This is a genomic window from Streptomyces sp. NPDC051738, assembly GCF_044453205.1.
Taxonomy (GTDB): domain Bacteria; phylum Actinomycetota; class Actinomycetes; order Streptomycetales; family Streptomycetaceae; genus Streptomyces.
Map to the genome: position 1 here is coordinate 76,631 of NZ_JBITCM010000025.1, position 15,292 is coordinate 91,922.

At 67.8% G+C, this 15,292-nt stretch carries 11 protein-coding genes and 1 pseudogene; 7 read left to right on the plus strand and 5 right to left on the minus strand.

Annotated elements, in window-relative coordinates; genetic code table 11:
• Positions 1-169: 169 nt before the first annotated feature.
• From yjfF to ACIA8X_RS40240, 5 genes are all read right to left on the minus strand, one after another.
• Positions 170-1,210: a galactofuranose ABC transporter, permease protein YjfF gene (gene yjfF, locus ACIA8X_RS40220; RefSeq protein ID WP_393441765.1), complete on the minus strand. Its 1,041-nt coding sequence runs from the start codon at positions 1,208-1,210 to the stop codon at positions 170-172.
• Complete coding sequence (locus tag ACIA8X_RS40225; protein WP_399460406.1) at positions 1,207-2,292, minus strand: ABC transporter permease; 1,086 nt, start codon at positions 2,290-2,292, stop codon at positions 1,207-1,209. Before ACIA8X_RS40225 ends, yjfF begins: the two co-directional genes overlap by 4 nt.
• 11 nt (positions 2,293-2,303) lie before the next feature.
• Entirely contained in the window at positions 2,304-3,842 is a 1,539-nt protein-coding gene (locus ACIA8X_RS40230) for a sugar ABC transporter ATP-binding protein (protein ID WP_399460383.1), read from the minus strand.
• Between the two features lie 100 nt (positions 3,843-3,942).
• Complete coding sequence (locus ACIA8X_RS40235; RefSeq protein ID WP_399460384.1) at positions 3,943-4,944, minus strand: ABC transporter substrate-binding protein; 1,002 nt, start codon at positions 4,942-4,944, stop codon at positions 3,943-3,945.
• Between the two features lie 155 nt (positions 4,945-5,099).
• A complete protein-coding gene (locus ACIA8X_RS40240) occupies positions 5,100-6,146 on the minus strand; it encodes a LacI family DNA-binding transcriptional regulator (RefSeq protein ID WP_393441759.1) in 1,047 nt (348 codons plus the stop codon).
• 531 nt (positions 6,147-6,677) lie between these two features.
• Between ACIA8X_RS40240 and ACIA8X_RS40245 the strand changes: the two genes are divergently transcribed.
• The 7 genes and pseudogenes from ACIA8X_RS40245 to ACIA8X_RS40275 all read left to right on the plus strand — a co-directional run.
• The gene (locus ACIA8X_RS40245) at positions 6,678-7,841 is read left to right on the plus strand and encodes a mandelate racemase/muconate lactonizing enzyme family protein (protein ID WP_393441757.1); all 1,164 of its coding nucleotides are present in this window, start codon (positions 6,678-6,680) and stop codon (positions 7,839-7,841) included.
• A 37-nt stretch (positions 7,842-7,878) separates the two neighbouring features.
• Positions 7,879-8,883 (plus strand): zinc-binding dehydrogenase, encoded by a 1,005-nt coding sequence (locus ACIA8X_RS40250; protein ID WP_393441755.1) that lies wholly within the window; start codon positions 7,879-7,881, stop codon positions 8,881-8,883.
• A gap of 120 nt (positions 8,884-9,003) precedes the next feature.
• Positions 9,004-9,972 carry a hypothetical protein gene (locus ACIA8X_RS40255; RefSeq protein WP_399460385.1) on the plus strand — a complete coding sequence of 323 codons (969 nt, stop codon included), beginning with the start codon at positions 9,004-9,006 and terminating at the stop codon, positions 9,970-9,972.
• A 142-nt stretch (positions 9,973-10,114) separates the two neighbouring features.
• Positions 10,115-11,227, plus strand: coding sequence for a multiple monosaccharide ABC transporter substrate-binding protein (gene chvE, locus ACIA8X_RS40260; protein ID WP_393441752.1), 1,113 nt, complete (start codon positions 10,115-10,117; stop codon positions 11,225-11,227).
• Positions 11,228-11,259: 32 nt separating this feature from the next.
• Positions 11,260-12,810: a multiple monosaccharide ABC transporter ATP-binding protein gene (gene mmsA, locus ACIA8X_RS40265; protein ID WP_399460386.1), complete on the plus strand. Its 1,551-nt coding sequence runs from the start codon at positions 11,260-11,262 to the stop codon at positions 12,808-12,810.
• Complete coding sequence (gene mmsB / locus ACIA8X_RS40270; RefSeq protein WP_393441748.1) at positions 12,807-14,051, plus strand: multiple monosaccharide ABC transporter permease; 1,245 nt, start codon at positions 12,807-12,809, stop codon at positions 14,049-14,051. Before mmsA ends, mmsB begins: the two co-directional genes overlap by 4 nt.
• Before the next feature lie 51 nt (positions 14,052-14,102).
• Positions 14,103-15,164, plus strand: a pseudogene (locus tag ACIA8X_RS40275) (aldose epimerase family protein); the annotation flags it as partial.
• Positions 15,165-15,292 lie beyond the last annotated feature (128 nt).

Genomic DNA, 15,292 nt, shown 5'->3' on the forward strand with positions numbered 1-15,292 from the left:
GGCTGCTGTGAAGGTTGTGTGCGGAACTGGCCTTTCCAGTTTGGTCGGTGGGGGTCAAGCCCGACCATTCGGCGCGATCCTCCGCGCCGGGTGCCTACGGCAACGTCACGCGGCCCGTCGCAGGTTCGCCGTGCGACGGGCCGCGTCGGCCCAAGTGCCCAGGTCCGTCCTATGTTTGCTTGCGCGTCGTCATCGCCCGCTGGATCAGGATGAACGCGCACAGCAGCACACCCGTGGCGATCTTCGTCCACCAGGAGCTGAGCGTGCCCTCGAACTGGATGATGCTCTTGATCAGGCCCAGCACGAGGACACCGAACAGCGTGCCCAGGACGTAACCGGAGCCGCCCGTCAGCAGCGTGCCGCCGATGACGACCGCGGCGATCGCGTCGAGTTCCATGCCGACGGCGTGCAGCGGGTCACCGGACTGGATGTACAGCATGAACAGCAGGCCGGCCAGCGCCGAGCAGAAGCCGCTCACCGTGTACACGGCGATCTTCGTGCCGCCCAGCGGAAGCCCCATCAGCAGCGCCGACTGCTCGTTGCCGCCGACCGCGTACACCCGGCGGCCGAAGCGCGTGTAGTGGAGTATGTAGAAGGCGGCGGCGAGGACGACCAGGGCGACGAGGGCGCCGATCGACAGCTCCCCCAGTCCGATCGACACCCGGGTCTGGGCCATGCTGCTCACCGTGGAGTCGCTGATGGAGATGGACTCCTTGCTGATGACCAGGCACAGGCCCCGGAAGAGGAAGAGGCCGGCGAGGGTCACGATGAACGGCTGGATCTCGAAGTTGTGGATCACATAGCCCATGAGGAAGCCGCCGAACGCGCCCACACCCAGGGCGAGCGGGATGACCAGCATCAGCGGCAGGCCCTGGCGCTCCACCAGCCACGCCGTGAACATGGTGGTGAAGCCGATCAGCGAACCGACGGACAGGTCGATGCCGCCGGACAGGATGACAAAGGTGGCGCCGACGGCGGCGACCAGCAGATAGCCGTTGTCGATGAACAGGTTGAGGAAGACCTGCGGTTCACCGAAACCGTAGTTCTGGTAGCGGCTGAGACCGCCGATGTACATCGCGAGGAACAGTCCGGCCGTGACCAGGACGGGCAGCCGCCGGTCTCCGAGCAGGCGCGCGGCCTTGGACGCCTGGGCCGGCGTGGACGGCGTACGGCCTTCCGCTGCCGTACGGGTCTTGGTGGTCGCGCTCATCGCGACACCTCCATCTTCGGGGCGGCGTCGGCCGGGGTGGCGGGCTCCGCCGGGGCGATGGTCCGGGCGCGTCCCTTCGCGCCGAAGACCTTGGCCCGGAACTTCGGGGACTGCAGCAGGCAGACGACGATGACGACGACGGCCTTGAAGACCAGGTTGGTCTGGGTGGGCACGCCGATGGTGTAGATCGTGGTGGTCAGGGTCTGGATGACGAGGGCGCCGATCACGGTGCCGCCGATGGAGAACCGGCCGCCGAGCAGCGAGGTGCCGCCGATGACGACCGCGAGGATCGCGTCCAGCTCGATCCACAGGCCGGCGTTGTTGCCGTCCGCGGCAGAGGTGTTGGAGCTGATCATCAGGCCGGCGATGCCCGCGCACAGGGCGCAGAACATGTACACCATGATCTTGATGCGCCGGGAGCGGATGCCGACCAGGCGGCTGGCCTCGGCGTTGCCGCCGACCGACTCGACGAGCAGGCCGAGCGCCGTCTTACGGGTCAGCGCCACCGTGATGGCGACGACCGCGGCCACCACGAAGATGGAGAAGGGCAGGGTCAGCCAGTAGCCGCCGCCGATGAGCTTGTACGGCTCGCTGTTGATGGTGATGATCTGGCCGTCGGTGATCAGCTGGGCGACACCGCGTCCGGCGACCATGATGATGAGGGTCGCGATGATGGGCTGGATGCCCATCCGGGCGACCAGGAAGCCGTTCCACAGGCCACAGACCACTGCCGCCACCAGGCCGATGCCCATGGCGAGGAAGACCCCCGCCAGCGCGTTCTGGTCGGCCTGGTCGCTGATGTACGAACAGGTCAGGGCGCCGGTGATGGCGACCACGGCGCCGACGGAGAGGTCGATGCCGCCGGTGGCGATGACCAGGGTCATGCCGACCGCCACGAGGATCAGCGGCGAGCCGAACAGCACGATCGAGACGAGGCTGCCGTAGAGGTGGCCGTCCGCCATCCGGATCGCGAAGAAGTCGGGTGTGAAGGGGACGTTGACGAGCAGCAGGGCGATCAGGACCGCGACCGGCCAGAACAGGTGGTGGTGCGTCAGTGTTCGCCAGCGGGAGGGGGTGGTCACTGCCGGGGTAGTCACTGGTGCTCTCCGCTCGCGATGGTCTCCAGGATCTTGCTGGTGGTGATCTCCGGCCCGTTGGTCAGCTGTGCCACGAGCTTGCGGTCGCGCAGCACTCCGATGGTGTGGCTGAGCCGGAGCACCTCCTCCAGTTCGGCCGCGATGTACAGCACGGACATGCCGTCCTCGGAGAGGGAGACCACGAGCTTCTGGATCTCGGCCTTGGCGCCGACGTCGATGCCGCGCGTGGGCTCGTCGAGGATCAGCAGCTTCGGCTGGGTGATCAGCCAGCGGGCGAGCAGCACCTTCTGCTGGTTGCCGCCGCTCAACTGGCCGACGCGGGCCTCGGGGTTGGCGGGGCGGATGTCGAGGGCCTTGATGTACTTGGCGACGAGTTCGTCGCGCTGGGATGCCGGGATGGGCCGGGTCCAGCCGCGGGACGCCTGGAGGGCGAGGATGATGTTCTCGCGCACCGTGAGGTCGGGGACGAGGCCCTCGGTCTTGCGGTTCTCCGAGCAGAACGCGACACCGGCGCCGATGGCGTCGTTGGGGGCGCTCATCGAGACCTGCTTGCCGGCGACGGTCACCTTGCCGCTGTCGGGCTGGTCGGCGCCGAACAGCAGCCGGGCCAGTTCGGTGCGGCCCGAGCCGAGCAGTCCGGCGAGGCCGAGCACCTCGCCCTTCTTGATCTCCAGGTCGAAGGGGGCGATACCGCCGGTGCGGCCGAGGCCCTCGGCCTTGACGAGCGTCTCGCCGACGTCGGAGCGCAGCTGGTGCTCGTGCAGCTCCTCCAGCTGGTCCAGGGCCTTGCCGATCATCAGCTCGATCAGCCCGACCTGGTCGAGGTCGGCCACCATGTGCTCGCCGACCAGGGTGCCGTTGCGCAGCACGGTCATGCGGTCGCAGATCTCGTAGATCTGGTCGAGGAAGTGCGACACGAAGAGGATCGCGACGCCCTCGTCCCGCAGCCGCCGCATCAGGCGGAACAGTTCGAGGACCTCGTCGCGGTCGAGGCTGGAGGTGGGCTCGTCCAGGACGAGCACCTTGGTGCCGGAGCCCTCGCCGTCGCTGTCGCCGTGGCCCACCGACCGTACGATCGCGACCAGTTGCTGCACGGCCAGCGGGTACGAGGACAGCGGCGCCGTCACGTCGATGTCGAGGCCGAGCCGGTCGACCATCTTCGCGGCGTCCTTGCGCAGCTGCTTCCACTGGATGCGGCCCGCGCGGGTGGGTTCACGGCCGATGAAGATGTTCTCCGCCACCGAGAGGTTGGGGCAGAGGTTGACCTCCTGGTAGACCGTGCTGATGCCGGCGTGCTGCGCCTGCAGCGGGCTGCCGATCCGTACGGCCTTGCCGTCGAGGGTGATCGTGCCGCCGTCCAGGGAATGGACCCCGGTCAGCACCTTGATGAGGGTGGACTTCCCGGCCCCGTTCTCGCCCATGAGGGCGTGGATCTCGCCGGGGAAGAGCCGGAAGTCGACGCCCGACAGAGCCCGTACCCCCGGAAACTCCTTGACAATGCCCGTCATCTCCAGGACGGGCCGCGGCTCTGCCATGGCAGCGCTCCTCATTGAAATGGTTCAGGCCCGCAGGGAGCCTCCCGGGACCGGATGGTCGCCGGTCGGCCGGAGGCTCCCTGCCGGTGGGTGCGGTCGGTCAGTACTGACGGGTGGGGAGCGCGTCCTTGGCCTGGTCCTGCATGAAGTCGCTCTCCTCGGTCTTGATCCAGCGCTCGACCTTGCCGCCCTCGTGGACCGTCTTCACGACCTCCATCAGCTGGGGGCCGAGCAGCGGGTTGCACTCGACGATCGCGTTGATCTTGCCTTCGGACATGGCGATGAAGCCGTCCTTCACACCGTCGACCGTGACGATGAGGATGTCCTTGCCGGGCTTCTTGCCGGCCGCCTCGATGGCCTGGATGGCGCCGAGGCCCATGTCGTCGTTGTGCGCGTAGAGGACGTTGATGTCCGGGTTGGACTGCAGGAAGGCCGCCATGACCTGCTTGCCGCCGGCCCGGGTGAAGTCACCGGTCTGGCTGGCGACGATCTCCCAGTCGTCCTTGTGCTCCGCGTCCATGACCTCCTTGAAGCCCTTGGCGCGCTCGATCGCGGGGGCGGCACCGGTGGTGCCCTCCAGCTGGGCGATCTTCACCTTGCCCTTGTGGCCGGCCTTCTCCAGGACCTTCTGAAGGATCTTGGCGGCGCGGCGGCCCTCGTCGGTGAAGTCGGAGCCGACCAGGGTGGCGAACAGGGACTCGTCGCTCTCGACGGACCGGTCGGTCAGGACGACCGGGATCTTCGCCGACTGGGCCTCCTTGAGCACGGCGTCCCAGCCGGTGACGACCACCGGCGAGAAGGCGATGACGTCCACCTTCTGCGCGATGAAGCTGCGGATCGCGGAGATCTGGTTCTCCTGCTTCTGCTGCGCGTCGGAGAACTGCAGCTTGTAGCCCGCCTCCTTGGCGGCCGACTTCACCGAGTCGGTGTTGGCGCTGCGCCAGCCGCTCTCGGAGCCGACCTGGGAGAAGCCGAGGGTGATCGTCTTGCTGCCGCCGGAGGAGGAGCTGGAGGAGGAGCCGTCCTCCTTGGCGCAGGCCGCCAGACCGGCCGTGGCCGCGACGCCGACCGCCGCGGTGAGGAAGTTCCGTCTGTTGAGCATGTTCTTCTCCTTTGAAGAGCCGGCCCGGGGATGGACCGCTGGTACTCGTCTGGTACTCGTGTGGACCGGCTGCGCTGCGTCCAACCTGTCGATCATTGTTCGAAATATCGGTCATGCTTGCCCGAAGGGCGAACGGCGACCGGGGTGGTGCGGTGTCAGCCGGGAGCGGGTCCCGGCTGAGGAAGGTACGGGAACGTGCTTGCGCGGACGACGAGTTGGGGTTCGATGGAGACCTGGGACGCCCCGGAGGGGGTACGGCCCTCGATCAGGTCCAGCAGCAGGGCGATGCTCCGCTTGCCCACCGTCGCGAAGTCCTGCCGGACGGTGGTGAGCGGCGGGGCGAAGAACTCCGACTCCGGAATGTCGTCGAAGCCGGCCACCGCGACGTCCTGGGGCGTACGCACGCCCGCCTCACGCAGCGCCCGCAACACCCCCAGCGCCATCTGGTCGTTGGCCACGAAGACGGCGGTCAGGCCGCGCCCCACCCAGCCCGCCAGTTCCTGGCCGGCCCGGTACCCCGACAGCGGGCTCCAGTCCCCCCGCAGCAGCATCGGTGGTTCCACGTCCGCCTCTTCGAGGGTCGCCCGCCAGCCGTCGACCCGGTCCACCGCCTCCTGCCAGTCCTCGGGCCCGGCGAGATGCCAGACCCTGCGGTGGCCTGCGGCGAGCAGATGGCCGGTGGCCAGCCGTGCGCCCAGATTCTGATCCACGTTGACGCTGGGGACCCCGGCGCCCGAGCCGGTGCCCACGGCCACCACCGGGAACGGGTGGCGGAGTTCGGCGAGGGCCTCGACCGCCGACCGCTGCGGGGCGATGGCGATGACCCCCTCCACCCCGCCCTCGCTGAGGCGGTCCAGGGCCTCGGACAGCGTCTCCACCGTCAGCCTGCGCAGACTGACCGTCGAGACCAGATAGCCCTCGGCACGCGCCGCCTCCTCCAGCGCGAACAACGTACTGGCCGGACCGTAGAGCGTGGTGTTGGAGGCGACCACACCCAGGGTCCGGGTGCGCCGGGTCGCCAGGGCCCGTGCGGAGAAGTTACGGCGGTAGCCCATCTCCTCGATCGCGCGCAGCACCTTGGCCCGTGTCTCGTCCCTCACATTGGGGTGGCCCCCCAGCACGCGGGACACGGTCTGGTGGGACACACCGGCCTGGCGTGCCACGTCGGCCATGGTGGGCGGCCGAAGCTGCGCGTGGGTCACAGCCGCACCTCCTTGGCGGTCGTCTGCCGATAAGACCTGTACCGAGGGCCGATGGTTCGGCTCCGGCGGCGTCATGCCGGTGTTCCGGAAGGGCCAACGGCATGAGGCGGGAAGGCGAGTTGAAGCACTGCTGACACGACGCTCACACCTCCTTGCATGCCGTCGGGGCCGACTGGTGAATGCGGACGTCATTGTGAGCGCTAACAATTCATGCCGGTCAAGAGTGCTGCGTCAGAGAAGTCGTCACGGTTGAATAACGCGACGGGCGGCGGAGGTTGCGGGGTCGAGGGCGTTTCACCTGGTCAAGAGCCCTCCGAGTACCACCATGGGAGGCATGCACGCACCCTCGAAGAGCCCGGCGACCCTCGTGGCACACCCCGTCGCATCCGCCTCGCCGGCCGTCTCCGCCGACGCGTCGAAACCGTTGTTTGTAGACCCATTGACACTCGCATGTGGTCGTCCCTACTGTCGCGACCAGCATTTCGAACGAGTGACGATATTTCGAACGGATCGAAGAGGACAGGGAGTACCGTGCGCATCACGGGAATCAGCACGCACGTGGTAGGGACGCCGTGGCGGAACCTGACCTACGTCCAGGTGCACACCGACGAGGGACTCACCGGCGTCGGCGAGACCCGCATGCTGGGCCACACCGACGCGCTGCTCGGCTATCTGCACGAGGCGAAGAACAATCACATTCTCGGCTCCGACCCGTTCGCTGTCGAGGATCTCGTCAAGCGGATGAAGTACGGAGACTACGGCCGGGCCGGCGAAATCGTGATGTCCGGCATCGCCGTGATCGAGATGGCCTGCTGGGACATCAAGGGCAAGGCGCTCGGCGTGCCGGTCTGGCAGCTGCTCGGCGGCAAGGTCACCGACAAGGTCAAGGCGTACGCCAACGGCTGGTACACCACCGAGCGGACGCCCGAGGCGTACCACAAGGCGGCCCAGGGGGTCATGGAGCGCGGTTACCGGGCGCTCAAGATCGACCCGTTCGGAACGGGCCACTTCGAGCTCGACCACAAGCAGAGCCTCTACGCGGTCTCCCTGATCGAGGCCGTACGCGACGCCATCGGCCCGGACGCCGAGCTGATGCTGGAGATGCACGGCCGGTTCTCCCCCGCCACGGCCGTCCGCCTGGCCAAGGAGCTGGCGCCCTTCAAGCCCGCGTGGCTGGAGGAGCCGGTGCCGCCGGAGAACCTGAAGGCGCTGGAGAAGGTCGCCGCCAAGGTCGACATGCCGGTCGCCACGGGTGAGCGCATCCACGATCGCATCGAGTTCCGGGAGCTCTTCGAGAGCCAGGCCGTGGACATCATCCAGCCGGACGTCGGCCACATCGGCGGCATCTGGGAGACCCGTAAGCTGGCCGCCACCGCGGAGACGCACTACATGCTGGTCGCGCCTCACAACGTGGGCGGGCCCGTGCTGACCGCCGCCTCCCTCCAGGTCGGCTTCACCGCCCCCAACTTCAAAATCCTTGAGCACTTCAACGACTTCGCGGACGCGGAGATCAAGAAGGTCGTCAAGGGCGCCCCCCAGGTGAACCCCGAGGACGGCTGCTTCCACCTTTCCCACGAGCCCGGTCTCGGTGTGGAGCTGGACGTCGACGCCGCCGCGGAGTTCCCGCAGCAGCAGGCCCGGTTCGACCTGTGGGCCGACGGCTGGGAGCAGCGCAAGCCCAAGGGCACTGAGTGAGCGCCCACACCCGCCGGCCCGGCATCGGGAGGACCCAGTGAGCACCGCCGTCGTGATCGAGGCTCCGGGCGAGCATCGGCTCGTCCCGCACGAGCCCCGGCAGCCGGAAGCGGGCGAGGCCCTGGTCCGGGTGCACGCCTCGGGGATCTGCGGCAGTGACCGCGAGGTCTTCCAGGGCAACCGGCCGGAGGGGTACGTCCGTTATCCGCTCACGCCGGGCCACGAGTGGTCCGGGACGGTGACGGCGGTCGGTGACGGCGTCCCTTCGAGCCTGGTGGGCCGCAAGGTCGTGGGCGAGGGCTTCCGGAACTGCCAGGTCTGCGACCGCTGCCACGCGGGCGAGACCACACTGTGCACGGCGGGCTACGAGGAGACCGGCTTCACCCAGCCGGGCGCCATGGCCACCACACTCACGCTTCCGGCCCGGCTGCTGCACGTACTGCCGGACGACGCGGATCTGACGGCGGCGGCGCTGCTGGAGCCGGCCGCGTGCATCGCGGCCGCCGCGCTCAAGGCGAACGCGGTGCCGGGCGAACGGGTGGCCGTGGTGGGCACGGGGACGCTCGGCATGTTCGCCGTTCAGTTCCTGAAGGCGGGCTCGCCGGCCGAGCTGCTCGTCGTGGGGACGCGTCCGGACCGGGCCGAGCTGTCCAGGCGGTTCGGCGCCACGGACTTCCGCACCAAGGACGAGCAACTCCCCGACGACTTCGACGTCGTCATCGAGACCGCCGGGTCCGCGGACGCGGCGCGCACCGCCGCCGCCCTGCTGCGCCGCGGTGGACGGCTGGTCCTGACGGGCATCCCGGCGCCGGGCGCGGACGGGCTCGACCCGACCGATCTCGTCGTACGGCAGCTGGAGGTGCAGACCGTGTTCGGCGCGGCGCCGGAGGCCTGGGCACACACCGTGCGGGTCTTCGGGGCGGGACTCCTCGACCCGCTGCCGCTGGTCACGCACGAGCTGCCGCTGGCGGAGTTCGCGCAGGCCATCGAGTTGGTGGGGTCCGGCGACCCGAAGGTCGGAAAGGTCCTGCTGCGGCCGTGACACACCCCTGAGCCGTACGCCGGTACGGGGTACCTGACGACTTCGTACCGGCGTACACCCAAAGCCCCGCACGACCAGAGCCGCGACCGTCGTCCGAAATATCGAACATAAGGACAGCTTGTGACCGACACCACCGCTCCGACGCCACGCCGACCCGGCGAGCAGGCTCTCGCCGCACTCGGCCTGGGGGCGCCCGCCCTCGATCCCTCCGACGCCTCTCCGCACACCTTCCCCGGCGGTGGCCGCTGGCGCACCGAGGTGCCCTCCGTGGAGGGCCCCGAGGCGCTCGCCGTGGTCCTCAAGGAGTCCTCGCGGCTCGATGTGCCGATCCACCGGATCAGCCAGGGCAGCGGCATCTGGATGCTCACCGACGCCGAGATCACCGAGATGGTAGAGGCGACCGCCGAGCGCGACATCGAGCTCTGCCTGTTCACCGGCCCGCGCGGCACCTGGGACATCGGCGGCTCCACCCGTACCGACTCCAAGGGCGCCGGACTGCGCGCCCGGGGCCACGACGCGGTCGCCGGGTGCGTCGAGGACGCCGTACGCGCCACGGAGCTGGGCGTGAAGTGCCTCCTCGTCGCCGACGAGGGTGTGCTGTGGACGCTGCACCGGGCGCGGGTCGAGGGGATCCTGCCGGCCGACACGACGCTCAAGGTGTCGGCGCTGATCGGTCCGGTCAACCCGACGGCGTACGCCGTGTACGAGAACCTCGGTGGCGACTCGATCAACGTGCCCAGCGATCTGACGCTGGATCACCTCACCGAGATCCGCCGCGTCTCCGCCGCCCCCATGGACATGTACATCGAGGCCCCCGACGATCTCGGCGGCTACATCCGGATGTACGAGGTCGCCGAGCTGATCCGGCGCGGCGCACCGCTCTACCTGAAGTTCGGGCTCTCCAAGGCCCCCGGCATCTACCCGTACGGCCACCACATGCGGGACCTGACGCTGGCCACCGCCAAGGAACGCGTCCGGCGCGGCCGCCTGGCACTGGACCTGCTCGCACGGCACGGAGCTGACGGCGACATGGCGCCTCTCGGTTCACGGCTGCCCGGGACGCTGAAGCGTTTCGAAACTCCCGCATAACGTTCCGGACAAACCCTCTTCACAGAAGACGACGCAGTCGAACACAATCCGACACACCCTCGGTCAACCAGCACAGCCCTCGCGGCAGCGTCTTCGCATCGCCAGACCGAGCCCTGCCACACACACATCAAGGATGATGACCATGCGTACTCGCAGAGCCGCACTCGCCGCCATAGCCTCCGCCGCCTCGCTCGCCCTGACCCTGTCCGCCTGCGGCCAGAGCGGCGAGGGCGGCTCCAAGGAGGACTCGGGCAGCACCGAAGGCGCGACCATCGGCATCGCGATGCCGACCAAGTCCTCGGAGCGCTGGATCGCCGACGGCAAGAACGTCGTCGCGGACCTGGAGTCCAAGGGCTACAAGACCAAGCTGGTCTTCGGCGAGGACGACCCGGACCAGCAGGTCGGTCAGATCGAGAACCTGATCACGCAGGGCGTGAAGGCGCTGATCGTCGCGGCCATCGACAACAAGTCGATGAACAACGTGCTCCAGCAGGCCGCCGACGCCAACATCCCGGTGATCTCCTACGACCGCCTCATCCTCGGCACCAAGAACGTCGACTACTACGCGTCGTTCGACAACGAGAAGGTCGGCGAGCTCCAGGGCAGCTACATCGTCGAGAAGCTCGGCCTGAAGGACGGCTCCAAGAAGGGCCCGTTCAACATCGAGCTGTTCGCCGGCTCCAACGACGACAACAACACGCGCTACTTCTTCCAGGGCGCGATGAACGTCCTGCAGCCGTACATCGACAAGAAGCAGCTCGTCGTCAAGTCCGGCCAGACCGCGCTGAACCAGGTCACCACCCTGCGCTGGGACGGCGGCACCGCCCAGAAGCGCATGGACGACATCCTGACCTCGAAGTACCGCTCGGGCCGGGTCGACGCGGTCCTCTCGCCGTACGACGGCATCTCCATCGGCATCCTCTCGGCGCTGAAGTCGGACGACTACGGCTCCAAGAGCAAGCCGCTGCCGATCGTCACCGGCCAGGACGCCGAGGTCGCCTCGGTGAAGTCGATCATCGCCGACGAGCAGTCGATGACCGTCTACAAGGACACCCGTGAGCTCGCCAAGGTGGCCTCGAACATGGTCGACGCGGTGCTCAACAAGAAGAAGCCCGAGGTCAACGACACCAAGACCTACGACAACGGTTCCAAGGTCGTCCCCGCCTACCTGCTCACGCCGGTCAGCGTCGACAAGACCAACTACCAGAAGACGGTGGTCGACTCCGGCTACATCAAGGAAAGCGACCTCAAGTAACCGCCGGCCCACTCTGATTGGAAGGCACGACCATGGCGGGACCCGTCCTGGAAATGCGCTCGATCGTCAAGACCTTTCCCGGCGTCAAGGCGCTGTCGGACGTCACGCTGACCGTCCAGCAGGGCGAGGTCCACGCCATCTGCGGGGAGAACGGCGCCGGTAAGTCGACCCTGATGAAGGTCCTCTCCGGCGTCCACCCGCACGGCACCTACGAAGGGGACATCCTCTTCGAGGGCGAAGTCTGCGAGTTCAAGGACATCCGCGCGAGCGAGCACCGCGGCATCGTCATCATCCACCAGGAACTGGCGCTGTCGCCCTACCTCTCCCTCGCGGAGAACATCTTCCTCGGCAACGAGCACGCCAAGGGCGGGTTCATCGACTGGCGGGAGACCCTGCGGCACGCCACCGAACTGCTGCGCCGGGTCGGCCTGTCCGACCACCCGGACACCCGCGTCGCCGACATCGGCGTGGGCAAGCAGCAGCTCGTGGAGATCGCGAAGGCGCTGTCGAAGAAGGTGAAGCTGCTCATCCTGGATGAGCCGACCGCGGCCCTGAACGACGAGGACAGCGACAAACTCCTGGATCTGATCCTGGAGTTGAAGAACCAGGGCATCACCTCGATCATCATCTCCCACAAGCTCAACGAGATCCGCAAGGTCGCCGACTCGGTGACGATCCTGCGCGACGGCCAGACCATCGAGACCCTGAACGTGAAGGCCGCGGAGACCACCGAGGACCGGATCATCAGCGGGATGGTCGGCCGGGACCTGGAGCACCGCTTCCCCGACCGCACCCCGCACGAGCCGGAGAAGGGCGCGGCCCCCGCGCTGGAGATCCGCAACTGGACCGTGCACCACCCGATCGACCAGCAGCGCAAGGTGGTCGACGATGTGTCGCTGTCCGTGCGGCGCGGGGAGATCGTCGGCATCGCGGGCCTGATGGGCGCCGGCCGCACCGAGCTCGCGATGAACGTCTTCGGGCGCACCTACGGCCGGTACGCGGGCGGCACGGTCCTCAAGGACGGCACGGAGATCCGTACGAAGTCCGTCCCCGAGGCGGTCAAGCACGGCATCGCGTACGTCACCGAGGACCGCAAGCACTACGGCCTCAACCTCATCGACACCATCAACCGCAACATCTCGCTCAGCGCGCTGGGCAAGGTCGCCAAGCGGGGCGTGGTCGACGAGCACGGGGAGCGGCAGGTCGCCGAGGGCTTCCGCAAGTCCATGAACATCAAGGCGCCGACCGTCTTCGAGCCGGTGGGCAAGCTGTCCGGCGGCAACCAGCAGAAGGTCGTCCTCAGCAAGTGGATCTTCGCGGGTCCGGACGTGCTGATCCTGGACGAGCCGACGCGTGGCATCGACGTCGGTGCCAAGTACGAGATCTACACGGTCATCGACCAGTTGGCGGCCCAGGGCAAGGCGGTCGTCTTCATCTCCTCCGAGCTGCCCGAGCTGCTCGGCATGTGTGACCGCATCTACACGATGGCCGCGGGGCGGCTGACCGGTGAGTTCTCGCGGGCCGAGGCCTCGCAGGAATCGCTGATGCGTCAGATGACAAAGGACAAAGAGGTATCCCGATGAGCACGGATGTGACCGCCAAGACCCCGGCCCCCGCGCCGCCGGGCAAGAGCGGAGGGGCCACGGGCGACGGCCTGCTCCAGCTGGTGCTGGACGGTATGCGCCGCAACATGCGGCAGTACGGCATGCTGATCGCCCTCGGCCTGATCGTGGTGCTGTTCGCCGTGTGGACCGACGGCGACCTGCTGCTGCCGCGCAACGTCTCCAACCTGGTGCTGCAGAACAGCTACATCCTGATCCTCGCGATCGGCATGATGCTGGTCATCATCGCGGGCCATATCGACCTGTCCGTCGGCTCGTTGACGGCGTTCGTCGGCTCGATGGCGGCCGTGTTCATGGTCAAGAACGACATGCCATGGCCGATCGCCGTGATCCTCTGCCTCGCGATGGGCGCCCTCGCGGGTGCCGCGCAAGGGTTCTTCATCGCGTACGGCGGCATACCATCCTTCATCGTGACCCTCGCGGGCATGCTGATCTTCCGCGGTCTCACCGAGATCTTCCTGGAGGGCCAGACGCTCGGCCCGTTCCCCGAGGGTCTGCAGAAGGTCTCCAACGGCTTCCTGCCCGAGATCGGCCCGAACACCAACTACCACAACCTCACCCTGCTGCTCGGCTTCGCGATGATCGCGTTCGTGGTCTTCCAGGAGTTCCGGGACCGCCGCCGGCAGCAGGAGTTCTCCCTGGACGTCCCGCCCTTCAAGCTCTTCGTGCTGAAGCTGATCGCGCTCGGCGCCGCGATCCTCACGCTGACGATGCTGCTGGCCAGCTACAAGGGCGCCCCGATCGTGCTGCTCATCCTGGGCGTGCTGCTCGTGGGCTTCGGTTACGTGATGCGCAACGCGATCATCGGCCGCCACATCTACGCGATCGGCGGCAACCTGCCCGCGGCCAAGCTGTCGGGTGTGAAGGACAAGAAGGTCACCTTCCTGGTCTTCCTGAACATGGGCATGCTCGCGGCCCTGGCGGGTCTGGTCTTCGCCGCCCGCTTCAACGCGGCCTCTCCCAAGGCCGGCCTCAACTTCGAGCTGGAGGCCATCGCGGCCTCGTTCATCGGCGGCGCGTCCATGAGCGGCGGCGTCGGCACCGTCCTCGGCGCGATCATCGGTGGCCTGGTCCTGGGCGTGCTGAACAACGGTATGAACCTCGTCGGCATCGGCACCGACTGGCAGCAGGTCATCAAGGGCCTGGTGCTGCTCGCGGCGGTCGGGTTCGACGTATGGAACAAGCGCAAGGTCGGTTCGTAAGTACAGCAGGAGGGCCCCGCCGGAAGGCGGGGCCCTGTTCTTTTCAGCGACGGAGGCAATACGCCGGTGAAGTCCCTCTTCGGCACCCTCGCCGACGGCACGGAGGTCCACAGCTGGTCGCTGGCGAACGGCGGCACGCGGATGAAGGTCCTCTCCTACGGCGGCATCGTGCAGTCGCTGGAGATCCCGGACCGCCGCGGCCGACTCGCCAACGTCTCCCTGGGCTTCGACAACATCGAGGACTACGTCGCCAAGAGCCCGTACTTCGGCGCCCTGATCGGCCGGTACGGCAACCGCATCGGCAAGGGCCAGTTCGCCATCGACGGCAAGGCCTACCAGGTCGACGTCAACGACGGCGTGAACAGCCTGCACGGCGGCGCCAAGGGCTTCGACAAGCACGTGTGGGACATCGAGCCGTTCACCAAGGGCTCGGACGTCGGCCTGTACCTGTACTACACGTCGGTCGACGGCGAGATGGGCTACCCGGGCACGCTCAAGGTGAAGGTGACGTACACCCTCACCCGGCACGGCGACTGGCGCATCGACTACGAGGCCACCACCGACAAGGCCACGGTCGTCAACCTCACCAGCCACGTGTACTGGAACCTCGCCGGCGAGGGCAGCGGCACGATCGAGAACCACGAGCTGAAGATCGCCGCGTCCCGCTACACCCCCGTCGACTCGGGCCTCATCCCCACCGGTGAGCTGGCCCCCGTCGCGGGCACCCCCTTCGACTTCCGCCGCACCAAGCGAATAGGCGAGGACCTGCGGGAAGCCGACCAGCAGCTGCTGTACGGCAAGGGCATCGACCACAACTGGGTGCTCGACAAGGGCATTTCGCCGCGCCCCGAGTGGATCGCGACCCTGAAGGACCCGTCCTCGGGCCGCACCCTGCGGATGGCGACCACCGAGCCGGGCCTGCAGTTCTACTCCGGCAACTTCCTCGACGGCACCCTCGTCGGCCCGTCCGGCCGCACCTACCGGCAGGGCGACGCGCTGTGCCTGGAGACGCAGCACTTCCCGGACTCGCCGAACAAGCCGTCGTTCCCGTCGACGCTACTGCGACCTGGGCAGACGTACCGTTCGACGACGGTGCACTCGTTCAGCCGCTGAGGCCTCGCAACACCCTTGACCCGCCCCTTCTGACGGTTCTTCACAGGTGGCACACAAGTTCTTACCGATTTCTCAGTGGTTGAACAGCGCCACCCCAGCCTCCGTATGTATGGGCGGCCCGTGCTCCC